General features: G+C 64.7%; 15 protein-coding genes and 1 other annotated feature. Of the genes, 12 read left to right on the top strand and 3 right to left on the bottom strand.

Going from position 1 to position 19018, the window contains the following annotated elements:
• Positions 1-357, top strand: a 357-nt coding sequence (locus tag J7G73_RS06395; RefSeq protein WP_291245658.1) for an amidohydrolase family protein, incomplete at its 5' end; no start/stop codon positions are given.
• Positions 358-497: 140 nt separating this feature from the next.
• Here J7G73_RS06395 and J7G73_RS06390 read toward each other — a convergent pair.
• Positions 498-1859, bottom strand: coding sequence for a PFL family protein (locus J7G73_RS06390; protein ID WP_291245659.1), 1362 nt, complete (start codon positions 1857-1859; stop codon positions 498-500).
• Positions 1860-1881: 22 nt separating this feature from the next.
• Positions 1882-2151, bottom strand: a complete 270-nt coding sequence (locus J7G73_RS06385) for an ACT domain-containing protein (RefSeq protein ID WP_087292709.1) — start codon at positions 2149-2151, stop codon at positions 1882-1884.
• A gap of 214 nt (positions 2152-2365) precedes the next feature.
• Here J7G73_RS06385 and J7G73_RS06380 point away from each other — a divergent pair, with 214 nt between their 5' ends.
• The 7 genes from J7G73_RS06380 (at position 2366) to J7G73_RS06350 (ending at position 8387) form a co-directional block, all read left to right on the top strand.
• Positions 2366-2845, top strand: a complete 480-nt coding sequence (locus J7G73_RS06380; RefSeq protein ID WP_087292706.1) for an Lrp/AsnC family transcriptional regulator — start codon at positions 2366-2368, stop codon at positions 2843-2845.
• Positions 2845-4032 carry an aminotransferase class I/II-fold pyridoxal phosphate-dependent enzyme gene (locus J7G73_RS06375; protein ID WP_087292703.1) on the top strand — a complete coding sequence of 396 codons (1188 nt, stop codon included), beginning with the start codon at positions 2845-2847 and terminating at the stop codon, positions 4030-4032. Before J7G73_RS06380 ends, J7G73_RS06375 begins: the two co-directional genes overlap by 1 nt.
• Positions 4025-5167, top strand: coding sequence for a DUF362 domain-containing protein (locus tag J7G73_RS06370; RefSeq protein ID WP_291245657.1), 1143 nt, complete (start codon positions 4025-4027; stop codon positions 5165-5167). Before J7G73_RS06375 ends, J7G73_RS06370 begins: the two co-directional genes overlap by 8 nt.
• Before the next feature lie 13 nt (positions 5168-5180).
• Positions 5181-6116, top strand: a complete 936-nt coding sequence (ispE, locus tag J7G73_RS06365; RefSeq protein ID WP_087292697.1) for a 4-(cytidine 5'-diphospho)-2-C-methyl-D-erythritol kinase — start codon at positions 5181-5183, stop codon at positions 6114-6116.
• Positions 6117-6175: 59 nt separating this feature from the next.
• A complete protein-coding gene (locus tag J7G73_RS06360) occupies positions 6176-6805 on the top strand; it encodes a stage II sporulation protein R (protein WP_291245656.1) in 630 nt (209 codons plus the stop codon).
• Positions 6806-6858: 53 nt separating this feature from the next.
• A complete protein-coding gene (locus J7G73_RS06355; RefSeq protein WP_291245655.1) occupies positions 6859-7644 on the top strand; it encodes a peptidoglycan-binding protein in 786 nt (261 codons plus the stop codon).
• A gap of 194 nt (positions 7645-7838) precedes the next feature.
• The gene (locus J7G73_RS06350; RefSeq protein ID WP_291245654.1) at positions 7839-8387 is read left to right on the top strand and encodes a hypothetical protein; all 549 of its coding nucleotides are present in this window, start codon (positions 7839-7841) and stop codon (positions 8385-8387) included.
• A gap of 76 nt (positions 8388-8463) precedes the next feature.
• Here J7G73_RS06350 and J7G73_RS06345 read toward each other — a convergent pair whose 3' ends face one another.
• Positions 8464-9036, bottom strand: a complete 573-nt coding sequence (locus tag J7G73_RS06345) for an HD domain-containing protein (protein WP_291245653.1) — start codon at positions 9034-9036, stop codon at positions 8464-8466.
• Between the two features lie 215 nt (positions 9037-9251).
• Positions 9252-9534, top strand: a binding site (T-box leader).
• 73 nt (positions 9535-9607) lie between these two features.
• Here J7G73_RS06345 and ilvD point away from each other — a divergent pair.
• The 4 genes from ilvD to addA all read left to right on the top strand — a co-directional run.
• Positions 9608-11266 (top strand): dihydroxy-acid dehydratase, encoded by a 1659-nt coding sequence (ilvD, locus tag J7G73_RS06340; RefSeq protein WP_291245652.1) that lies wholly within the window; start codon positions 9608-9610, stop codon positions 11264-11266.
• A 71-nt stretch (positions 11267-11337) separates the two neighbouring features.
• On the top strand, positions 11338-12360 hold the full coding sequence (locus J7G73_RS06335; RefSeq protein WP_087292679.1) for a bile acid:sodium symporter family protein: 1023 nt from the start codon (positions 11338-11340) through the stop codon (positions 12358-12360).
• A gap of 118 nt (positions 12361-12478) precedes the next feature.
• Positions 12479-15727: a PD-(D/E)XK nuclease family protein gene (locus tag J7G73_RS06330; RefSeq protein ID WP_291245651.1), complete on the top strand. Its 3249-nt coding sequence runs from the start codon at positions 12479-12481 to the stop codon at positions 15725-15727.
• Positions 15728-15745: 18 nt separating this feature from the next.
• On the top strand, positions 15746-19018 hold a 3273-nt coding region (addA, locus tag J7G73_RS06325), incomplete at its 3' end, for a helicase-exonuclease AddAB subunit AddA (RefSeq protein WP_291245650.1).

Raw genomic sequence — 19018 nt, 5'->3', positions numbered from 1 at the left:
GTTGAGAAGGAGCTGAACCGCATCTACGCCAACCTGCGCAAGGCCAAGGCCAAGGGCATCGGCCTGACCATCGGTTCCGACTCCTTCTGCAGCAGCCTGACTCCCTATGGCACCACCGCCATCGGCGAAATGTACTCCTTCGTAGAGTGCGCCGGTATCTCCGAGATGGATACCATCGTGGCCGCCACCAAGGTGGGCGCCGAGATGCTGAAGGTGGACGACGTGACCGGTACTCTGGAAGCCGGCAAGTCCGCTGACCTGCTGGTCATCGAGGGCAACCCCCTGGAGAACATCCGCGCCATCGCCGTGGACAACATGAAGGTCATCATGAAGGAAGGCGCCTTCGTCAAGGGCTGATCTCCTTCACTCCTTCCATAACAAAATGCCCCTGGCCCGAACCTCTCCCCGGGCCGGGGGCTTTCCTGTCCTTATATAATGTAAGAAAAATAAAAAGAGGTCTCCCGGCGGGAGACCTCTTTTTGTGCGTTTTGAAAAAATCAGTTTTTCAGCGCCTGCAGGGGAGCGGGGATGCGGCCGCCCCGGTTGATGAATACGCTGGGGCTGTAGGTGCTGATGGGCATGATGGGCGCGTAGCCCAGCAGACCGCCGAAGTCCAGCTCCTCGCCGGCCTTGCGGCCGATGGCGGGGATCACGCGCACGGCGGTGGTCTTGGTGTTCACCATGCCGATGGCTGCCTCGTCGGCGATCAGAGCACTGATCACCTCGGCGGGGGTGTCGCCGGGCAGAACCACCATGTCGATGCCCACGCTGCACACGGCAGTCATGGCTTCCAGCTTCTCCAGGCACAGGCTGCCGCAGCGGGCCGCCTGAATCATGCCGTCGTCTTCGCTGACGGGGATGAAAGCGCCGGACAGGCCGCCCACGTGGTTGGAGGCCATTACGCCGCCCTTCTTCACCGCGTCGTTCAGCAGGGCCAGGGCGGCGGTGGTGCCGCAGCAGCCGCAGCTCTCCAGACCCATCTCCTCCAGAATGTTGGCCACGCTGTCGCCGATGGCCGGGGTGGGAGCCAGGGACAGGTCCACGATACCGAAGGGCACGCCCAGCTCCTTGGCGGCCAGATTGCCCACCAGCTGACCCATGCGGGTGATCTTGAAGGCAGTGCGCTTCACCAGCTCGGCCACCTCGTCCAGCGGGGCGTCCTTGGGCAGCTTTGCCAGGGCGGCGCGCACCGCGCCGGGGCCGGAAACGCCCACGTGCACCACGCAGTCCGGCTCGCCCACGCCGTGGAAGGCGCCCGCCATGAAGGGGTTGTCCTCGGGGGCGTTGCAGAATACCACCAGCTTGGCGGCGCCCATGCACTGGTTGTCGGCGGTGACCTCAGCGGCCTTGCGTACCACGCCGCCCATCAGCTTCACCGCGTCCATGTTGATACCGGTCTTGGTGGAGCCGATGTTCACGCTGCTGCACACGATGTCGGTTTCAGCCAGCGCCTGGGGAATGGAGGCGATCAGCCGCTCGTCCCCGGCGGAAAAGCCCTTGTGCACCAGTGCGCCGAAGCCGCCGATGAAGTTCACGCCCACAGCCTTGGCCGCACGGTCCAGAGTCTTGGCGTAGTCCACCGGGTCGGCGGTGGGGGCGCTGGCCAGCAGCATGGCGATGGGGGTCACGCTGATGCGCTTGTTGATGATGGGAATGCCGTAATCGGTGGAGATCTTCTCCACCACCGGCACCAGGCGGGCGGCCTTTTCGGTGATCTTGTTATAAATCTTCTCGCAGGCCTTCTTGGGGTCCGGGTCGGCGCAGTCCAGCAGGCTGATGCCCATGGTCACGGTGCGCACATCCAGATTTTCCGAGGTGATCATCCCGATGGTTTCCAGGATGTCGCTGGTGTTGATCATGCTCAATGGAACGGCCCCCTTCTCAAATGTGATGCATCGCGTCGAACACTTCTTCGCGGGTGATGTGCAGCTCCATGCCCACCTCTTCGGCAATGGCGGCAAAGCGGGCGCGCACAGCGTCCATATCCTGGGTGCAGCGGCTCAGGTTCACCAGCATGATCATGCAGAACATTTCCTGCATGATGCTCTGGGTCACATCCTCCACGTTGATGTTCAGCTCGGCGCACACGGCGCTGACCTTGGCGATCACGCCCACGGTGTCCTTTCCGACAACGGTGATAACAGCTTTCATAAACCAAAATCCTCCCTCTGCGGCGGCACAGCGCGCGGCGCGGTGCCCGGTTTGCGGCGGTTTGCAGCCGCTGGCGGCTGCAAGACGTTATTGCCATTATAGCAGATTTTGCGGTCCCGTGGTTTACTTTAACAGTATTTTTTTTTATAATAATGTAAATTGCCGAATTTGCCCCAAAGAGGGCCAATCAACAAAGAAAGAAGTGATCCATTGTATGGAACGTTTGCTGAAATTGCTGGAGGAAAACGCCCGCCTGAGCGTGGAAGAGCTGGCTGCCATGCTGAGCATCAGCCCGGAAGAGGTGGCCGCCCAGATGGATGATTATGCCAACAAAGGCGTGATCCGTGGCTACCGGGCCATGGTGGACTGGGAAAAGGTGAGCACCGATAAGGTGCAGGCCGTGATCGAGCTGCGGGTTCGCCCCAAAAAGAGCCACGGCTTTGACGAGATCGCCATGGCCATCAGCCAGTTCGAAGAGGTGCAGAGCGTTCTGCTTATGAGCGGCGGTTACGATCTGCAGCTGGTGATCGCGGGCCACAGCTTCCAGGAGATCGCCCTCTTTGTGGCCAAGCGCCTTTCCCCCATGGACGATGTGCTGTCCACCGCAACCCACTTTGTGCTGCGCACCTATAAAAAGGATGGCGTGATGTACGCCGAGGAAGAGCCGGACGAAAGGGAGTGGGCTACGCTGTGATGGATTACAGCCGTTTGATCGCCCCGGCCGCTGCTGCCATGCGGCCCTCGGGCATCCGTAAATTCTTCGACATCGCCGCCGAAATGGACGATTGCATCAGCCTGGGCGTGGGCGAGCCGGATTTCAAGACCCCCTGGCGCATCCGGGACGCGGGCATCAAGAGCCTGCAGAAGGGCAAGACCAGCTACACCGCCAACGCCGGCATGAAGGAGCTGCGGCAGGAGATCGCCGCCTATATGGACCGGCGGTTCGGCCTTTCCTATGACCCGCTGGGCCAGATTCTGGTCACGGTGGGCGGCAGCGAGGCCATCGACATGTGCATCCGCAGCCTGGTGGCCCCGGGCGACGAGGTCATCATCCCCGAGCCCTGCTTTGTGTGCTATCAGCCCATCACCACCCTCACCGGCGGCGTGCCGGTGCCGGTTCCTCTGAAGGCGGAAAATGAGTTCCGGCTCACCGCCGCCGAGCTGAAGGCGGCCATCACCCCCAAGACCAAGCTGCTCATCATGCCCTTCCCCTGCAACCCCACCGGCGCGGTGATGGAGCGGGAGGACCTGGAGGCCATTGCCGAGGTGCTGCGGGATACCGACATCATGGTCCTGTCGGATGAGATCTACGCCGAGCTGAACTACGGCGATCATCCCCATGTGAGCATTGCCAGCCTGCCCGGCATGGCCGAGCGCACCGTGGTGGTGAACGGCTTCTCCAAGGCCTTCGCCATGACCGGCTGGCGCATGGGCTTTGCCTGCGGCCCCCGCGAGATCATTGCCGTGATGACCAAGCTGCACCAGAACTGCATCATGTGTGCGCCCACCACCAGCCAGTATGCGGCGGTGGTGGCCATGCGGGAATGCGACGACGAGATCGAGCGCATGCGTCAGGAATACGACATGCGCCGCCGTTTTCTGGTCAGCCGCCTGAACGAGATGGGCCTTTCCTGCTTTGAGCCCAAGGGTGCCTTCTATGTGTTCCCCAGCATCCAGTCCACCGGACTGTCCAGCGAGGAATTCTGTGAAAAGCTGCTGTATGCCAAGCGGGTGGCAGTGGTGCCCGGCACCGCCTTCGGCGACTGCGGCGAGGGCTTTGTGCGCATCAGCTACGCCTACTCCGTGAGCCATCTGAAGCAGGCGCTGGACCGGATCGAGGCCTTTCTGCAGCAGCTGCGGGACGAGGGCGTGAATGGATAACAACGTGTATTTTGCCGCGGCGGCAAGCTATGACCAGCAGACGGTGGATGCCGCGGTGGAGCGGCTGTTCAGCCAGCTGCCCGCCGCCGAAGCGCTGGCGGGCAAGAAGGTGCTGTTGAAGCCCAATCTGCTGGCCAAGCACGCGCCGGAAAAGGCGGTAACCACCCACCCGACCTTGGTACGGGCGGTGATCCGGGCGGTGCGCCGCCGGGGCGCTGCCTCCATCATGGTGACGGATTCCCCCGGCGGGGTCTACAACCCGGCCATCCTGCGCAGCATTTACAAGGTGAGCGGCCTGGCCGATGTGTGCCGGGAGGAGGGGGCGGCCCTCTACACCGACTGCAGAAGCAGGGAAACCGCATCCGGCGGAAAACTGGTCCGGGCCTTTACCCTGATCGAGCCGGTGCTGGACTGCGATGTGCTCATCAACCTGCCCAAGCTCAAGACTCACATGATGACCGGCCTTTCCGCCGCCACCAAGAATCTGTTCGGCTGCATTCCCGGCCTGCAGAAGGCCGAGTGGCACATGCGCTTCCCGGATAAGGAGCGCTTCGGCGAGATGCTCATCGACCTGCTGGGCTGCGTGAAGCCCGGCTTTGCCATTCTGGACGGCATCCTGGCCCAGGAGGGCGACGGCCCGGCGGGCGGCACGCCCCGCATGGTGGGCCTTGTGGCAGCGGCGGAGAACCATCTGCAGATGGACCTTGCCCTCTGCCATATGCTGAACATCCGCCCCAAGGACGTGCCCTACTTAAACGCGGCCATCGGCCGGGGCCTGTGCCCGGAGCGATTCGACCTGGCCTGCGCTAAGGGGGAAGGGGAGCTGTGCCGCCCCATTCCCGGCTACCGGCTGCCCTCCAGCTGGGGCAGCGTGGACTTTGCCGACAAGGCCCCCCGGGCGGTGCGCTGGGCGGTGCCCGCGGTGGAGCGGCTGCTGGCCCCCCGCCCGGTGATCAACAAACGCCTGTGCATCGGCTGCGGCAAGTGCGTCGAGATCTGCCCTCAGCACACCATCACGGTGCAGGGCAAGGCGCACATCCATCCGGCCAGGTGCATCCGGTGCTTCTGCTGCCACGAGATGTGCCCGGTGAAGGCCATCGACACCCGGCGGTCTTTTCTTTTAAAAAAATTATAACGAGGTGTGAGCCATGAAACAGGTAACCGTGCTGGCCCCGGCCAAGCTGAACCTGACGCTGGACGTGACCGGCCTTTTGCCCGGCGGCTACCACGCGCTGGATATGATCATGCAGACCATCACCCTGCACGAGCGGGTGGTGCTGAAAAAAAGCCGGGATCTGATTCTGCGCCTGCCCGGCAGCCGCATCCCGGCCAATGAAAAGAACACCGCCTACAAGGCGGCGCTGGCCTTCTTCCACTATACCGGCCTGCTGGCCGGGGTGGAGATCGAGATCCACAAGGCTACTCCCGTGCGGGCGGGTATGGCAGGAGGCAGCGCCGACGCCGCCGCCGTGCTGGTGGGCATGAACGAGCTGTACGGGGCCAAATTGTCCATCACCGAGCTGTGCGCCATCGGCGCCACCATCGGCGCGGATGTGCCCTTTGCCATTCTGGGCGGCACCTGCCGGGTGCAGGGCATCGGTGATATCCTCAAGCCCCTGCCCCCCTGCCCGGACTGCTGGTTCGTGGTGGTCATGCCCAGCGTGGGCGTGAGCACCCCCGAGGCCTTCGCCCGTTACGATGAGGTGGGCAGCAGCGTCCACCCGGATTCCGCCGCCGCTGAGGCAGCGGTGAAGGCGGGAGACCTGAACGCCCTGTGCGCCGCCAGCGGCAACGCGCTGGAGGAATGCAGCGGTGCCAAGGAGACCCCGGCCATCAAGCAGCTGCTGAACGAGAACGGCGCGCTGGCCAGCCTGATGACCGGCAGCGGCGCGGCAGTCTTCGGCGTGTTTGACGACGAAGCCGCCGCAAAGCGGGCCGCCGATGCACTGCGCAGGCAGTACAGCCAGGTCTATCTGGCTCAGCCGGACCGCTGGGGTGCCCGTGTGGTTCCCGGCCGCCGCCCGACTCCGATCCGAAACAAGGGCGGGAAAAATCCCGAGCAGAAATCCCAGCCCGCGGAATAAAAATCAGAACGCACGCCCATTCTATTGGCAGAAGCTGCCAAGGAAAGGACGTGCGTTTTATGTTTTCTGCTGTACTTAAAAAGAATGGATCAAGCTGGATGGCCCACGCGGCCCTGGCTGCCGGGCTGGTGCTGGCCATTGCCGTGAGCGGCTGGCTGGGCCCCTTCTCGGCGGCCTGCGCCTCCCTGCGGCAGGACACCCTGCGCCTGCACGTGCAGGCCAACTCCAACAGTGAGGCGGACCAGGCCCTCAAGCTGCTGGTGCGGGATGCGGTGCTGGAAACCGCCCAGACCCTGTTCGCCGGTCTGCCGGACCAGCAGGCCGCCCTGGAAACCGCCCGGGCCCATCTGGAAGATTTCCAGCGCGCGGCCGAGCGGGTGGTGCGCGAAGAGGGCAGCGACCAGGCGGTGCGGGTCTATGTGACCAACATGTATTTCCCCACCACCGCCTACGAGGACTTCACTCTGCCCGCCGGCCGATACGACGCACTGCGGGTGGAGCTGGGGGAACACGCGGGCCGAAACTGGTTCTGTGTGCTTTACCCGGCGCTCTGCCTTTCCGCCGCCCAGCCCGCCGAATACCCCGAGGCGGCCCAGCAGGAGATTCTGCAAAACAGCCGGGGCTACGAGGTCCGCTTTGCCGCCCTGGAGGCAGTGGAACGACTGGAGGAGGGGCTGCACGAAAATTGAGAGGAACATCCCGGAACCCCTGTGCATACAATGGCGCAAGGAGGGATGCAGATATGGCAACAATCACAGCAGTGCCCCCGTACTTCAGAACGGTGCTGCAAAACGGAAGCAGAGGACCGGACTCGGCCCAGGTACAGACCTGGCTGAACGGCATCCGCAAGCAATGGCCCCAGATCCAGAGCGTCACGGTGGACGGCCAGTACGGCGGGGCCACGGCGCAGGCGGTGAAGCAGTTCCAGACCATGGCCGGGCTGACCGTGGACGGCATGACCGGCCAGAACACCTGGAACGCTTTGTACACCCAGTACGCGGGCATCTACGGCGCGGGCGAGATCTACCCGGGCATCGTGGCGGCTCCCGGTGCGCGGGGTGCGGTGGTGAAAAGCATGCAGCAGAAGCTGGCGGCTCTGAGCAAGGTGTACACCGGCATCCAGAGCATCTCGGCGGACGGTGTGTTCGGCAGCGGCACCTCGGCGGCGCTGCGCCGGTTCCAGCCCCAGTTCGGCCTCACCGCCGACGCGCTGCTGGGCAAAAATACCTTTGCCGGGCTGGCCAAGGTGTATGAGGCTGTGCGGGCCGGGAATCCGCCCAAGGTGGTCACCCGGTATGTGGGCTACGTGATGCAGCAGGGCAGCCGCGGCGACTGGGTACGCTTTTTGCAGAGCTACCTGAACGGTGTTTCGGGCCTTCCCCGGCTGACGGTGGACGGCAACTTCGGTTCCGGCACCAAAAAGTCGGTGGTGGCTTTCCAGGGCCAGCAGGGCCTGACGGCGGACGGCAAGGTGGGCACCGCCACCTGGAGCCGCCTGATTACGGTGTTCAACCAGCAGTTGGGCTGACCCAGAAGCGGTAAATACTGGATAAAAAGTAGGACTTTCCCCAATCTGTACAGGGGAAGGTCCTGCTTTTTTGTGGTTTTGACGGTTTTATTCCTTTTGTATTAATAGGTTAATGATGTGGTGATAGAATCTGTTGGATAGAAGGAAAAATTACTGTTTAGCGCTTACCAAAGCAAAGGGAGGTTGATCATTCCATGAAAATGAATGACTTGCGCCGGGGTCTGTGCCTGCTGGCCGCGTTGATGATGCTGGCAGCATCGGTGCCGGTTTCCGCCTTCGCACAGGAGCTTCCGGCCACGGTCCATGCGGATGCCGCCGAGCCTCAAGCCGCTCCAGCGGCGGAAAACAACGCCGCCCAGGGCGTGCCGGTGAACGAGACCAACTTCCCGGACCCGGCCTTCCGGGCCTGGCTTCTGCGGCCGGAAAATCTGAACGGCGCCGGGGCGGACGGCCTGCTCACCGACGCGGAGCCGCAGGCTGTGACCGTCATGGATGTGAGCAATCAGGGCATTGCCAGCCTGCAGGGCATCGGGTATTTTACCCAGCTGGAGAGCCTGAACTGCCGGGGAAACCAGCTCACCGAGCTGGATGTGAACGCAAATCAGACGCTGAAAAGCCTGAATGCCTCCGACAACCGACTGACCAGCCTGACGGTGCGCCTGCCGCTGCTGATTGCAGCAGGTGCAGCTGCCTCCGCCGGCGTTCTGGCGCTGGCCTGGACGCTGATCCGCAAACCCAAATAACCAAAGCAAAGGGCCGGTATCCCAGCGGGATACCGGCCCTTTCTCTGCCGTTGCAATTTGAAAAAAGCGGGCTGGCTCAGCCCTCCTTGGGGCCAAGGCCCAGCGCGTCCATCTGCTCGCGCATGCCCTGGATGCACAGCTCGATCACATCGCCCAGTTCCATGCCCAGCATCTCGCAGCCCTGCTTGATCACCGCCCGGTCGATCTTGGCGGCGAACTTTTTGTCCTTGAATTTCTTCTTCACGCTGGAGGCCTCCAGATCGGAAAGTCCGCCCGGCCGCATGCGTGCGGTGGCACCGATCAGGCCGGTGAGCTCGTCCACCGTGAACAGGCTCTTTTCCATGGAGGTGTGCGGCTCCACATCGCTGCAAAGGCCGTAGCCGTGGGCCAGAATCGCCCGGATGCTCTCTTCGTCCACCCCTGCGGTGCGCAGTGGCTCCTCGGTGTGCTTCAGGTGCTCTTCGGGGTATTGCTCGTAATCGTAGTCGTGCAGATAGCCCACCGCCTGCCAGTAGGCCGCGTCCTCGCCGAAGTGGCGGGCCATGGCTCCCATGGCGGCGCTCACGCCGATGGCGTGCTCAAACAGATGCGCCTCGGTGGTGGTGCTGTGCAGCAGCTCTTTGGCGCGTTCCATCGTCAAACCTGCCATTTGAATCAACCTCATTTCTTCATGTCGTGTACAGGGCGCAAAGTCCCGGGCACGGTGTTTTTTTGTTATTGTAGCAGAAAAAAGTCCGGCTGCAAAGTACGGGATGCACGAATAAATTCAAACAAAGCGGCGTGAATTTATTCAAAATAATCAGGCAAAAACCGCTTGACAACCGCGCAAACGGTGCTATAATGGTCACAACGACAATTCAACACGCAAAAGCAATGAAGAGGAAAAGTACCCTGTGCACTGCGCCCAGAGAACTGCCGGTTGGTGCGAGGCAGCGCGATCAAGGCCGGGGGAACAATCACCTCTGAGCTGCCGCCTGAAAGGCCCTTCGGGGCGCGAGTAAACGCGGACGGAAGGCAACCGTTATCCTGCCGCTTGGTTAGAACCGGTTTGGAAAAATCGGGGAGTCCGGGCATGAGGTGGCTTCGCCATTTGGCGGGGCAACAAGAGTGGTACCGCAGAGCGCTTTCAAAAGCCTTTGTCTCTTGCATTCGAGCAGAATTCGAGTGCGAAAGACAAAGGCTTTTTTATTTTGATTTTACGATAAAGGGGATTTGGAACCATGAGAAGTGACAACGTGAAAAAGGGTGCCGAGCGCACCCCCAACCGCAGCCTGTTCTACGCGCTGGGCTACACCGACGAGGAGCTGGACCGGCCGCTCATCGGCGTGGTGAGCGCCTTCAGTGAGATCGTGCCCGGCCACTCCCACCTGGACAAGCTGGCCCAGGCGGTGAAGGACGGCGTGCGCATGGCGGGCGGCACCCCGGTGCTGGTACCGGCCATCGGCGTGTGCGACGGCATCGCCATGGGCCACACCGGCATGAAGTACTCGCTGCCCAGCCGGGAGCTGATTGCCGACTCGGTGGAGACCATGGCCCTGGCCCATTGCTTCGACGGCCTGGTGCTGGTGCCCAACTGCGACAAGATCGTGCCCGGCATGCTGATGGCCGCGGCCCGGCTGAACATTCCCTCCATTCTGGTGAGCGGCGGCCCCATGCTGGCGGGCCGTCAGGGCCAGCGGAAGGTGAGCCTGTCCCAGATGTTCGAGGCGGTGGGCAGCTACAAGGCGGGCATGATCGACGATGCCACCCTGGACGATCTCACCAAGAACACCTGCCCCGGCTGCGGCAGCTGCGCGGGCATGTACACCGCCAACAGCATGAACTGCCTGAGCGAGGCCATCGGCATGGCGCTGCCCGGCAACGGAACCATCCCGGCGGTCTACTCCGCCCGCACCCAGCTGGCAAAGCACGCGGGCATGCAGGTGATGAAGCTGGTGGAGCAGAATCTCTGCCCCCGGGATATCCTCACCCCCGCCGCCTTTGAAAACGCCCTGGCCACCGACATGGCCCTGGGCTGCAGCACCAACAGCGTGCTGCACCTGCTGGCCATCGCCAACGAGGCGGGCGTTCCCATGGATCTGGCCACCATCAACGCGGTCAGCGCCCGGGTGCCCAACCTCTGCCACCTGGCTCCGGCGGGCCCCACCCACATTGAGGACCTGTATGCCGCGGGCGGCGTGCAGGCGGTGATGAAGCAGCTGGCGGACGCGGGCCTGCTCCACACCGAGCTGCCCACCGTCACCGGCAAGACCCTGGGCGAGAACCTGGCCGGGGCCGAAAACCGGGACCCCTCCGCCATCCGCCCCATGGACAACCCCTACAGCACCACCGGCGGCATCGCGGTGCTCTGGGGCAACATTGCAAAGGACGGCTGCGTGGTCAAGCGCAGCGCAGTTGCCCCCGAGATGCTGGCGCATGAAGGTCCGGCCCGGGTGTTCGACAGTGAGGACGAGGCCATCGCCGCCATCTACGCGGGCCAGATCCACCCCGGCGACGTGGTGGTCATCCGGTACGAGGGCCCCAAGGGCGGCCCCGGCATGCGGGAGATGCTCAACCCCACCAGTGCCCTGGCAGGCATGAAGCTGGACAAGACCGTGGCCCTGATCACCGACGGCCGCTTCTCCGGCGCATCCCGCGGCGCATCCATCGGCCATGTGAGCCCGGAGGCCGCCCAGGGCGGCGAGATCGCCCTGATCGAGGAGGGCGACACCATCTCCATCGACATCCCCGCCGGTAAGGTGGAGCTGAAGGTGAGCGAGGAGGAGCTGGAGCGCCGCCGTGCAGACTGGAAGGCACCCGCCCCCCGCATCACCACCGGCTGGCTGGGCCGTTACGCCCGTCTGGTGAGCAGCGCAAACACCGGCGCGGTGCTCAAATAATTCGTTGAGACAATAATTTCTTGCGGAAATTTTGCAAAATTGTGTGTGAAACAACAGGGAGGAACGAAACAATGAACGCGTTGAAAAAGCTGAGCAAATTTGTGGGCCGGTACATGGCCTTCATCGTGGTGGCGGTGGCCGCCCTGGCCTTCTTTGTACCCGAAAGCTTTTTGTGGGTGGGCAAGGACTGGAACGTGGCAACCCGTCTGGTCACCGTGAACAACCTGCTGATGGTGGTCATGTTCGGCATGGGCCTGACCCTCAAGCTGGAGGACTTCAAGGTGGTATTCACCCGCCCGAAGGATGTTCTGGTGGGCTGCGCGGCTCAGTTCGTTATCATGCCGTTCCTGGCCTTCCTGCTCATCAAGCTGTTCAACCTGCCTCCCGAGCTGGCCGTGGGCGTGATGCTGGTGGGCACCTGCCCCGGCGGCACCTCCTCCAATGTGATGACCTTCCTGGCCAAGGGCGACGTTGCCCTGAGCGTTGGCATGACCGCCTGCTCCACCATCCTGGCTCCTTTCCTGACCCCGGCGCTGAGCTACCTGTACCTGCGTGAGACCGTTTCCGTGGATGCTGTGAGCATGTTCGTGAGCATCGTGCAGGTGGTGGTGATCCCCATCGCCCTGGGCTTTGTGGTCAACAAGTTCTTCGGCAAGTTCACCCAGGCCGCCGTGGAGGTTCTGCCTCTGGTGAGCGTGGCCGCCATCGTTACCATCGTGGGCGCGGTGGTTTCCGGCAACCAGGCCAAGCTTTTCGCCAATGGCCTGCTGATCCTGGGCGTGGTCATGCTGCACAACGTTCTGGGCTACGCCTGCGGCTACGGCGTGGGCAAGCTGCTGGGCCTGTCCGATCCCAAGTGCAACGCGCTGTCCATCGAGGTGGGCATGCAGAACAGCGGCCTGGCCACCAGCCTGGCGGGCACCGTCTTCCCCGATCTGGCCCTGGCCACCGTTCCCGGCGCGCTGTTCAGCGTATGGCACAACATCTCCGGCTCCATCGTGGCCAACCTGATGGCCGCTGCCGCCGAGAAGAAGGCCCAGAAAGCTCAGCAGGCCGCCGCCCCCGCACAGGAGGCTGCCACTGCTACCGCCTGACCTTACCTTATCAATATGTTCAGCGGGCGCTCCCGGCATGGAGCGCCCGCTTTTTGTTTGCGGCACAGGTTCGCTGTGTTATAATCAAAAGCACAGACCACAAAAGGGAGGGATCGCCATGCTGCATCTGGTGCTGGGAGTGTCCGGCAGCGGCAAGTCGAGCCATTTGTTACAAACCATCCGCACCCGGGCGCTGGCGGGGGAAAAGAGCGTGCTCATCGTGCCCGAGCAGTTCACCTCCTCTACCGAGGGGCGGCTGTATCAGCTGCTGGGAGACGAGCTGTCCGGCTATGTGACCAGCTACAGCTTCACCAGCCTGGCGGAGGATATTCTGCAGGCCTACGGCGGCGCGGCGGTGCGTACCCTCACCGACGCGGGCCGGGCGGTGCTGGTGCGCCGGGCGCTGCAGTCCATGGGGCCGAATCTGGTGTACTACAGCCGCCACCGGCGCAGCGCGGCCTTCTGCGAAAAGTGCGCCGAGACCCTGGACGAATTCAAAAGCGCCGGTCTCAGCCCCCGGCAGCTGGAGGAGCTGGCCCAAAATACCGGTCACAGCAGCCGCAAGCTGGGTGAGCTGGCGGGAATCTTCGCCGCCTACGAGGCCCTGCTGGAGGGCTCGGCCATGGACCCGGGCGACCGGGTGCTGGCGGCGGCCAAAGCGCTGCAGCCGGACTTCTTCGCCGGGCGCGCGGTGTTCATCGACGAGTTCGATACCTTCAACGCCCCCAAGCGCCGCCTGCTGGAGGCCATGCTCACCATGGCCGAGGATGTGACGGTGGCCCTTTGCTGCGACGGGCTGGAGGACTACGAGGGAGGCCTCGGCCTGTTCAGCGGGGCCAAGCAGATGGCCGCAGCCCTGCGCCAGCTGGCCCGCAAAAACAGCGTGCCGGTGGCTGCGCCTTTGGTGCTGGACACCGACTTCCGCCACAGCGAAGCGCCGGACCTGGCCCGGCTGAACCGGCTGTTGTCCGGCCAGCTGGAGGACCCGGCCCCCGCCAGTGAAACCCAGCTCACCCTCTGGCAGGCCCCCACCCGGGCGGACGAGGCCAAGCAGGTGGCGGCGGCCATCCAGGCCCTGGCCCGGCAGGGGGTGCCCTACGGCAAGATGGCGGTCATCTGCCGGGACAGCGAGAACTACCTGGCCCCCATCCGGTACGAGTTCCGGCTGGCGGGCATCCCGCTCTTCTGCGACGAGGCCACCACCGCCGAGCACGCCGCCCCGGTGCGGCTGGTGCGGGCGCTGCTGGCTCTTTTACGCCGGGGCCTTTGCACCGACAATCTGCTGGCCGTGGCCAAAACCGGCCTGACCAGTCTCACCGAGCCCCAGCTCTGCGCGCTGGAAAACTACGCCTATACCTGGCAGCTCTCCGCTGCCCAGTGGCGGCAGCCCTTCACCCTGTCGCCCGCAGGCTTCGGGGCCAATACTCTTTCGGAAAAGGCGAAGAAGGAACAGGAGGAACAGCTGGCTCTGGCCGAACAGGCCCGGGCCTTCCTGGTGGACGAGCTGGACGGCTTTGCCGCTCGCTGCAAGGACCTGCCCGCCTCTCAGGTCTGCGCCGCGCTGTATAAACGGATGCAGGCGCTGGGCGGCGAGGAGGCCATGGGCCGGATGTGCGCCGAGCTGAAAGAAAGCGAGGGCATCCCCGCCGCCAGCGAGGCGGTGCGGGTGTGGAACCTGACGGCGGACCTTCTGAACCAGATGGCCCTTCTGCTGGGCGAGGAGGTTCTGCCCGCCGCCGAGCTGGCAGACCTGTTCGAGCTGCTGGTGCGCAGCACGGATCTGGGCCACATTCCCCAGACGCTGGATCAGGTAATCTTCACCACCGCAGGCCGGATGCGGCTGGATAACCCGGACTGGTGCTTTGTGCTGGGCCTGGCCGAGGGCGAGTTCCCCAAGGCCCCCGGCGACAAGGGCCTTTTGACCCACGCCGAGCGGGAAAGCCTGATGCGTCAGGGCGTGGAAATGCCGGACTGCTTCGAGAACCGGGCCATCCGGGAGCAGGTGTGCTTTTACAAAGCCCTCACCGCCCCGGCGAAAGGCCTGTGGCTCAGCTGGGCGGCGGGCAGCGCCGCCATGCCGGTGACCAGTGCCCTTGCGCCGGTGATCGAGTGCTTCAGCCCAAAGGAGCCGGCGCTGGAGCGGGCGGATCTGGCCGCTACCCCGGCCATGGCGCTGGACCTGCTGGGCCAGAGCTGGGACGCGGAAAGCGGCGAAACCGCGGCCCTTTTCCAGAGCCTTGCGGAATACCGGGACGAGGCCGAGCAGGGCAAGCTGCTGAACCCGGTGAAGCAGGCGGCGGGGGCCGAGCCCTTCGCGGTGCACAACACCGCCGCCATGAAGCAGCTGCTGGGCCGGGAGCTGTGGCTCACCCCCAGCCGGATGGAGCGGTACTATTCCTGCCCCTTTGCCTATTTTCTGGAATATGTGCTGGGCGCAAAGCCCCGCAAGCAGGCGGCCCTTACCGCCGACCAGAGCGGCAATCTGGTCCACTATATCCTGGAGCAGGCCCTGCGCCGGGCGGGCGAGGGCTTTGTGGACCTGAGCGAGGAGCAGGTGAAGGCCCTGGCCGCCGCCATCGCGGAGGAATATGTGCAGGAGAACATGCCCGGCCAGGCCCGGCGGTTTGGCTATCTGGTGGAGCGGCTGAAAAAGAGCGCCGCCAATCTTCTTTTATACATTCAGGCGGAGCAGCGGCAGGGCAGCTTTGTGCCGGTGGCCTTTGAAAAGGGCATCGGCACAAGCCCGGAGGACGTGCCCCCGGTGGTGCTTACCACCTCCACCGGCGAGACGGTGCGCATGGTGGGCAAGATCGACCGGGTGGACGCCTTCGAGAAAAACGGCAATACCTGGCTGCGGGTGGTGGACTACAAGACCGGCAGCAAGGAGTTTTTGCTGGAGGACGTGAAAAACGGCCTCAACTGCCAGATGCTGGTCTACCTGTTCACCCTCACCCGCAACGGCGGGCAGCAGTTTGCCGACCCGGCCCCGGCGGGCGTGCTCTACCTGATGGCCGACCCGGCCCCCACCCGGGGCAGCCGCCAGCAGGCGGCCAAGGGCCTGGAATACAAGGTGGAGGGTCTGGTGGCGGACGAATACGCCGTCATCGACGCCATGGACCGGGAGCGCAAGGGCCTGTTCGTGCCCTTCAAGTTCGACAAGGACGGCACCCCCAAGCCCGGCCCGGCGCTGGCCAGTCTGGAGACTCTGGACGGGCTTCGGCAGGAGCTGGACGGCCTGGTGGTCCAGATGGCCGAGCGGCTCTATGCCGGGCAGGTGGCCGCCGAGCCCATCGGCCACGGCAAACGGAAAGAGACAAACTGCAAATACTGTGACTACCGCAGCGTCTGCGGCCACGAGGACGATTAAAAGGAGGACCGGCAATCTATGGCAACCATTAAATTTACCCCCCAGCAGAGCCGGGCCATCGACCACACCGGCAGCGCCCTGCTGGTCAGCGCCGCCGCGGGCAGCGGCAAGACCGCCGTACTGGTGGAGCGGGCGGTGCGCATCCTCTGCCGGGAGGAAAACCCGGTGGACGCGGACCGGCTGCTCATCGTCACCTTTACCCGGGCGGCGGCGGCCAGCCTGCGGGCAAAGCTGGCCCAGCGCCTGAGCGCCGAGCTGGCAAAGCGCCCCGGCTCGGGCCATCTGCGCCGCCAGCGGATGCTGCTGCAGCGCGCGCCCATCTGCACCATCGACTCCTACTGCCTGCAGCTGCTAAAGACCCATTTCAGCGCGCTTGACATCCCGGCGGACTTCACCACTGCCGACGGCTCCCAGCTGGCCCAGCTGCGCCGTCAGGCACTGGCGGACGCGCTGGAAAACGCCTACAACGACCCGGACTTCTGCGCCTTCGCGGACCTGTACGGCAAGGGCCGCAGCGACGCCATGGCCAGCCGGGTGGTGGAGCAGCTGCACGACTTTCTGAGCAGCATGCCCCGGCCGGAAAAGGTGCTGGAGGCCTTCTGCGCCCAGTGGGAGGAGGACGCGCCCCTGGACGACACCCGCTGGGGCCAGACCTTGCGCACCGAGGCCCGGCGGGCGGCCCTCTGCGCCCGGGAGCTGGCGGCCCAGAACCTGGAGGACTTGGAAAACGACCCGGCCCTCGACGAGGCCTACCGCCCGGCGCTGGAATCGGACGAGGCGGCGGTGGATGCGCTGCTGGACGCCATCGACTCCCAGCCCTGGGATGCCATGTGCGAGGCCAGCCGCTCGTTGAGCTATGCCAGATTAAAGGCGGTGCGGGGCCATTCCAGCGAGGCCATGACCCGCATCAAGGACCGGCGGGATTTGTTGAAGGACACCCTCAAGCGTTTGCAGGAAACGGTTTTTCTCTGCAGCGAGGAGGAGTTCTTGCAGGACCGGCGCACCGCCGCCCCGCTGGTGCGGGCGCTGGCCCGGGCCGAGCGGGAATTCAACCAGCGGTTCTATCAGGCCAAGCTGGAGGAAAAGATGCTGGAATTCAGCGACGTGGAGCAGCTGGCCTTGCAGCTTTTGCAGAACGAGAACGGCACCCCCACCCCGCTGGCGGCCCAGCTGAGCGAGCAGTTCGAGCAGGTGATGGTGGACGAATACCAGGACACCAACGCCCTGCAGGACACCCTCTATCACTGTCTGGCCCGGCCGGACGGCTCCAATTTGTTCTTTGTGGGCGATCTGAAACAGAGCATCTACCGCTTTCGCCAGGCGGACCCCACCATCTTTCAACAGAAGCTGGACCGGTTTGTGGAATACGGCCAGCCCGGCCCCCAGAAGCTGTTTCTGGATGCCAACTTCCGCAGTGCGCCGGGAGTGATCGGCGGGGTGAACGCCCTGTTCACCCCCCTGATGAGCCGCAAGCTGGGCGGCGTGGACTACGGCCCCGGCGAACGGCTGGTGCCCGGCCTGGGAGGTCTGGAAAATTACGGCGGCTACGCTGGTGACTGCGAGTTCCGGCTGGTGCAGAGCGAGCGCCCGGCGGGGGACGCGGAGTACATCGCCCGCCGCATCCGCCAGCTGATGGACCCGGCAAGCGGCTTTACCGTGCGGGGCGAGACCGGACCCCGGCCGCCCCGGTACGAGGACTTCTGCATCCTGCTGCGCAGCCGGGGCGCCTTCGGGGACTACGCCGCCCAGCTGGAGGCCGAGGGCATCCCGGTGTATGTGGACCGGGCCGAGAACCTGCTGGACGCGCCGGAGATCCGCCCGGTGGCAAGCCTTTTGCGGGTGCTGGACAACCCCGCCCAGGACGTGCATCTGGCGGCGGTGATGCTCAGCGGCATGGGCGGCTTCACCCCGGACGATTTGGTGAACCTGCGCCTTGGCCGCAAAAACGGCAGCTTTTACGGCGCGGTGATGGCCAGCGAGGACGAAAAGGTGAAGGCCTTCGGCCAGTGGCTGCACACCCTGCGCCAGCTCAGCCAGACCATGCCGGTGGATCGGCTGATGGAGGAGATTTTTGCCCGCACCGGCTGTCTTGCCGCGGCGGGCGCCATGCCGGACGGCAGCGCCCGGCGGGAGAACCTGCGCCAGTTCGCCGCCTTTGCCTCCGGCTGCGGTGGCCACGGTCTGGCCGGTGTGGTGCGGGCCATGGACGCGGCCCTGGCAGGGGACGGCGTGCCCGGCCCGGAGCAGGGCCAGAGCCGTCCCGGCTGCGTGACTATCATGACGGTGCATCGGTCCAAAGGCCTGGAGTTCCCAGTGGTGTTCGCCGCCGATCTGGGCCGGGAGTTCAATAAAGAGGACCTGCGGGCCGCGGCGGTGTTCCACCCGCAGCTGGGCATCGGCCTGACCCTGCGGGCAGGGCAGGGCGGCACCTACGTGACCGCCCCCTACCGGGCGGTGCAGTCCGCCCTGGCTCAGGAGGGCCTGAGTGAGGAGATGCGGGTACTGTATGTGGCCTTCACCCGTGCGCGGGACAAGCTGGTCATGACCATGGCCACCAAGAACGCGCTGAAACTGGCCCAGAAGCTGGCCCTGCGCATCTTCTCCGGCGCGCCGGAGCCGTATCTGCTGGAGCACTGCGCCAGCCGGGGCGAGTGGGTGATGCAGGCTGCCATGGCCCATCCCGGGGCGCAACGCTTCTGCCGCCAGCTGGAGGTAGAGGTGATGCCCCAGCCCCCGGTGAGCGAAAGGGAGCTGGCGGACCGGTTCACCGTGAGCCTGGAGGCGGACGAATTCACCGAGCCCGCCCCCGCCTGCCCGGTGCGCCTGCCGGAGGGCGAGCCGGACGAAACGCTGCTGGAAGCGGTGCGCAGCCGCTTTGCCTGGCAGTACCCGGCCGCGGCGCTGACCCAGGTACCCGCCAAGGTCAGTGTGACCGCTCTCACCCACGAGGCCCAGGACCCGATTCTGGAGCGGCCCGGTTTCCTGTATAAGGAGGGCCTGACCGCCGCCGAAAAGGGCACCGCCCTCCACGCCTTTTTGCAGCATGCGGACCTGGCCGCCGCGGCCGCCGACCCGGAAGGGGAGGCAAAGCGGCAGGTGGAGGCAAAGCTGCTGGACGAGGCCCTCTACGACAAGATGGACTTTGCCAAGCTGCGGCAGTTCTTTGCCGGTTCGCTGTTCGCCCGGATGCAGTCCGCGCAGCGGATTCTGCGGGAATACGAGTTCATCACCGCCCAGCCCGCCGCCCGGGCCGCCGTGGACAAGGCGGCGGATTACGGCGCGGCCCAGGTG

The sequence above is a fragment of the Allofournierella sp. genome (assembly GCF_017889395.1).
In the GTDB taxonomy this organism is placed as follows: Bacteria; Bacillota; Clostridia; order Oscillospirales; family Ruminococcaceae; genus Allofournierella.
The sequence above is the reverse complement of the archived record's forward strand: the minus strand, read 5'-3'. Positions and strand labels throughout refer to the sequence as shown.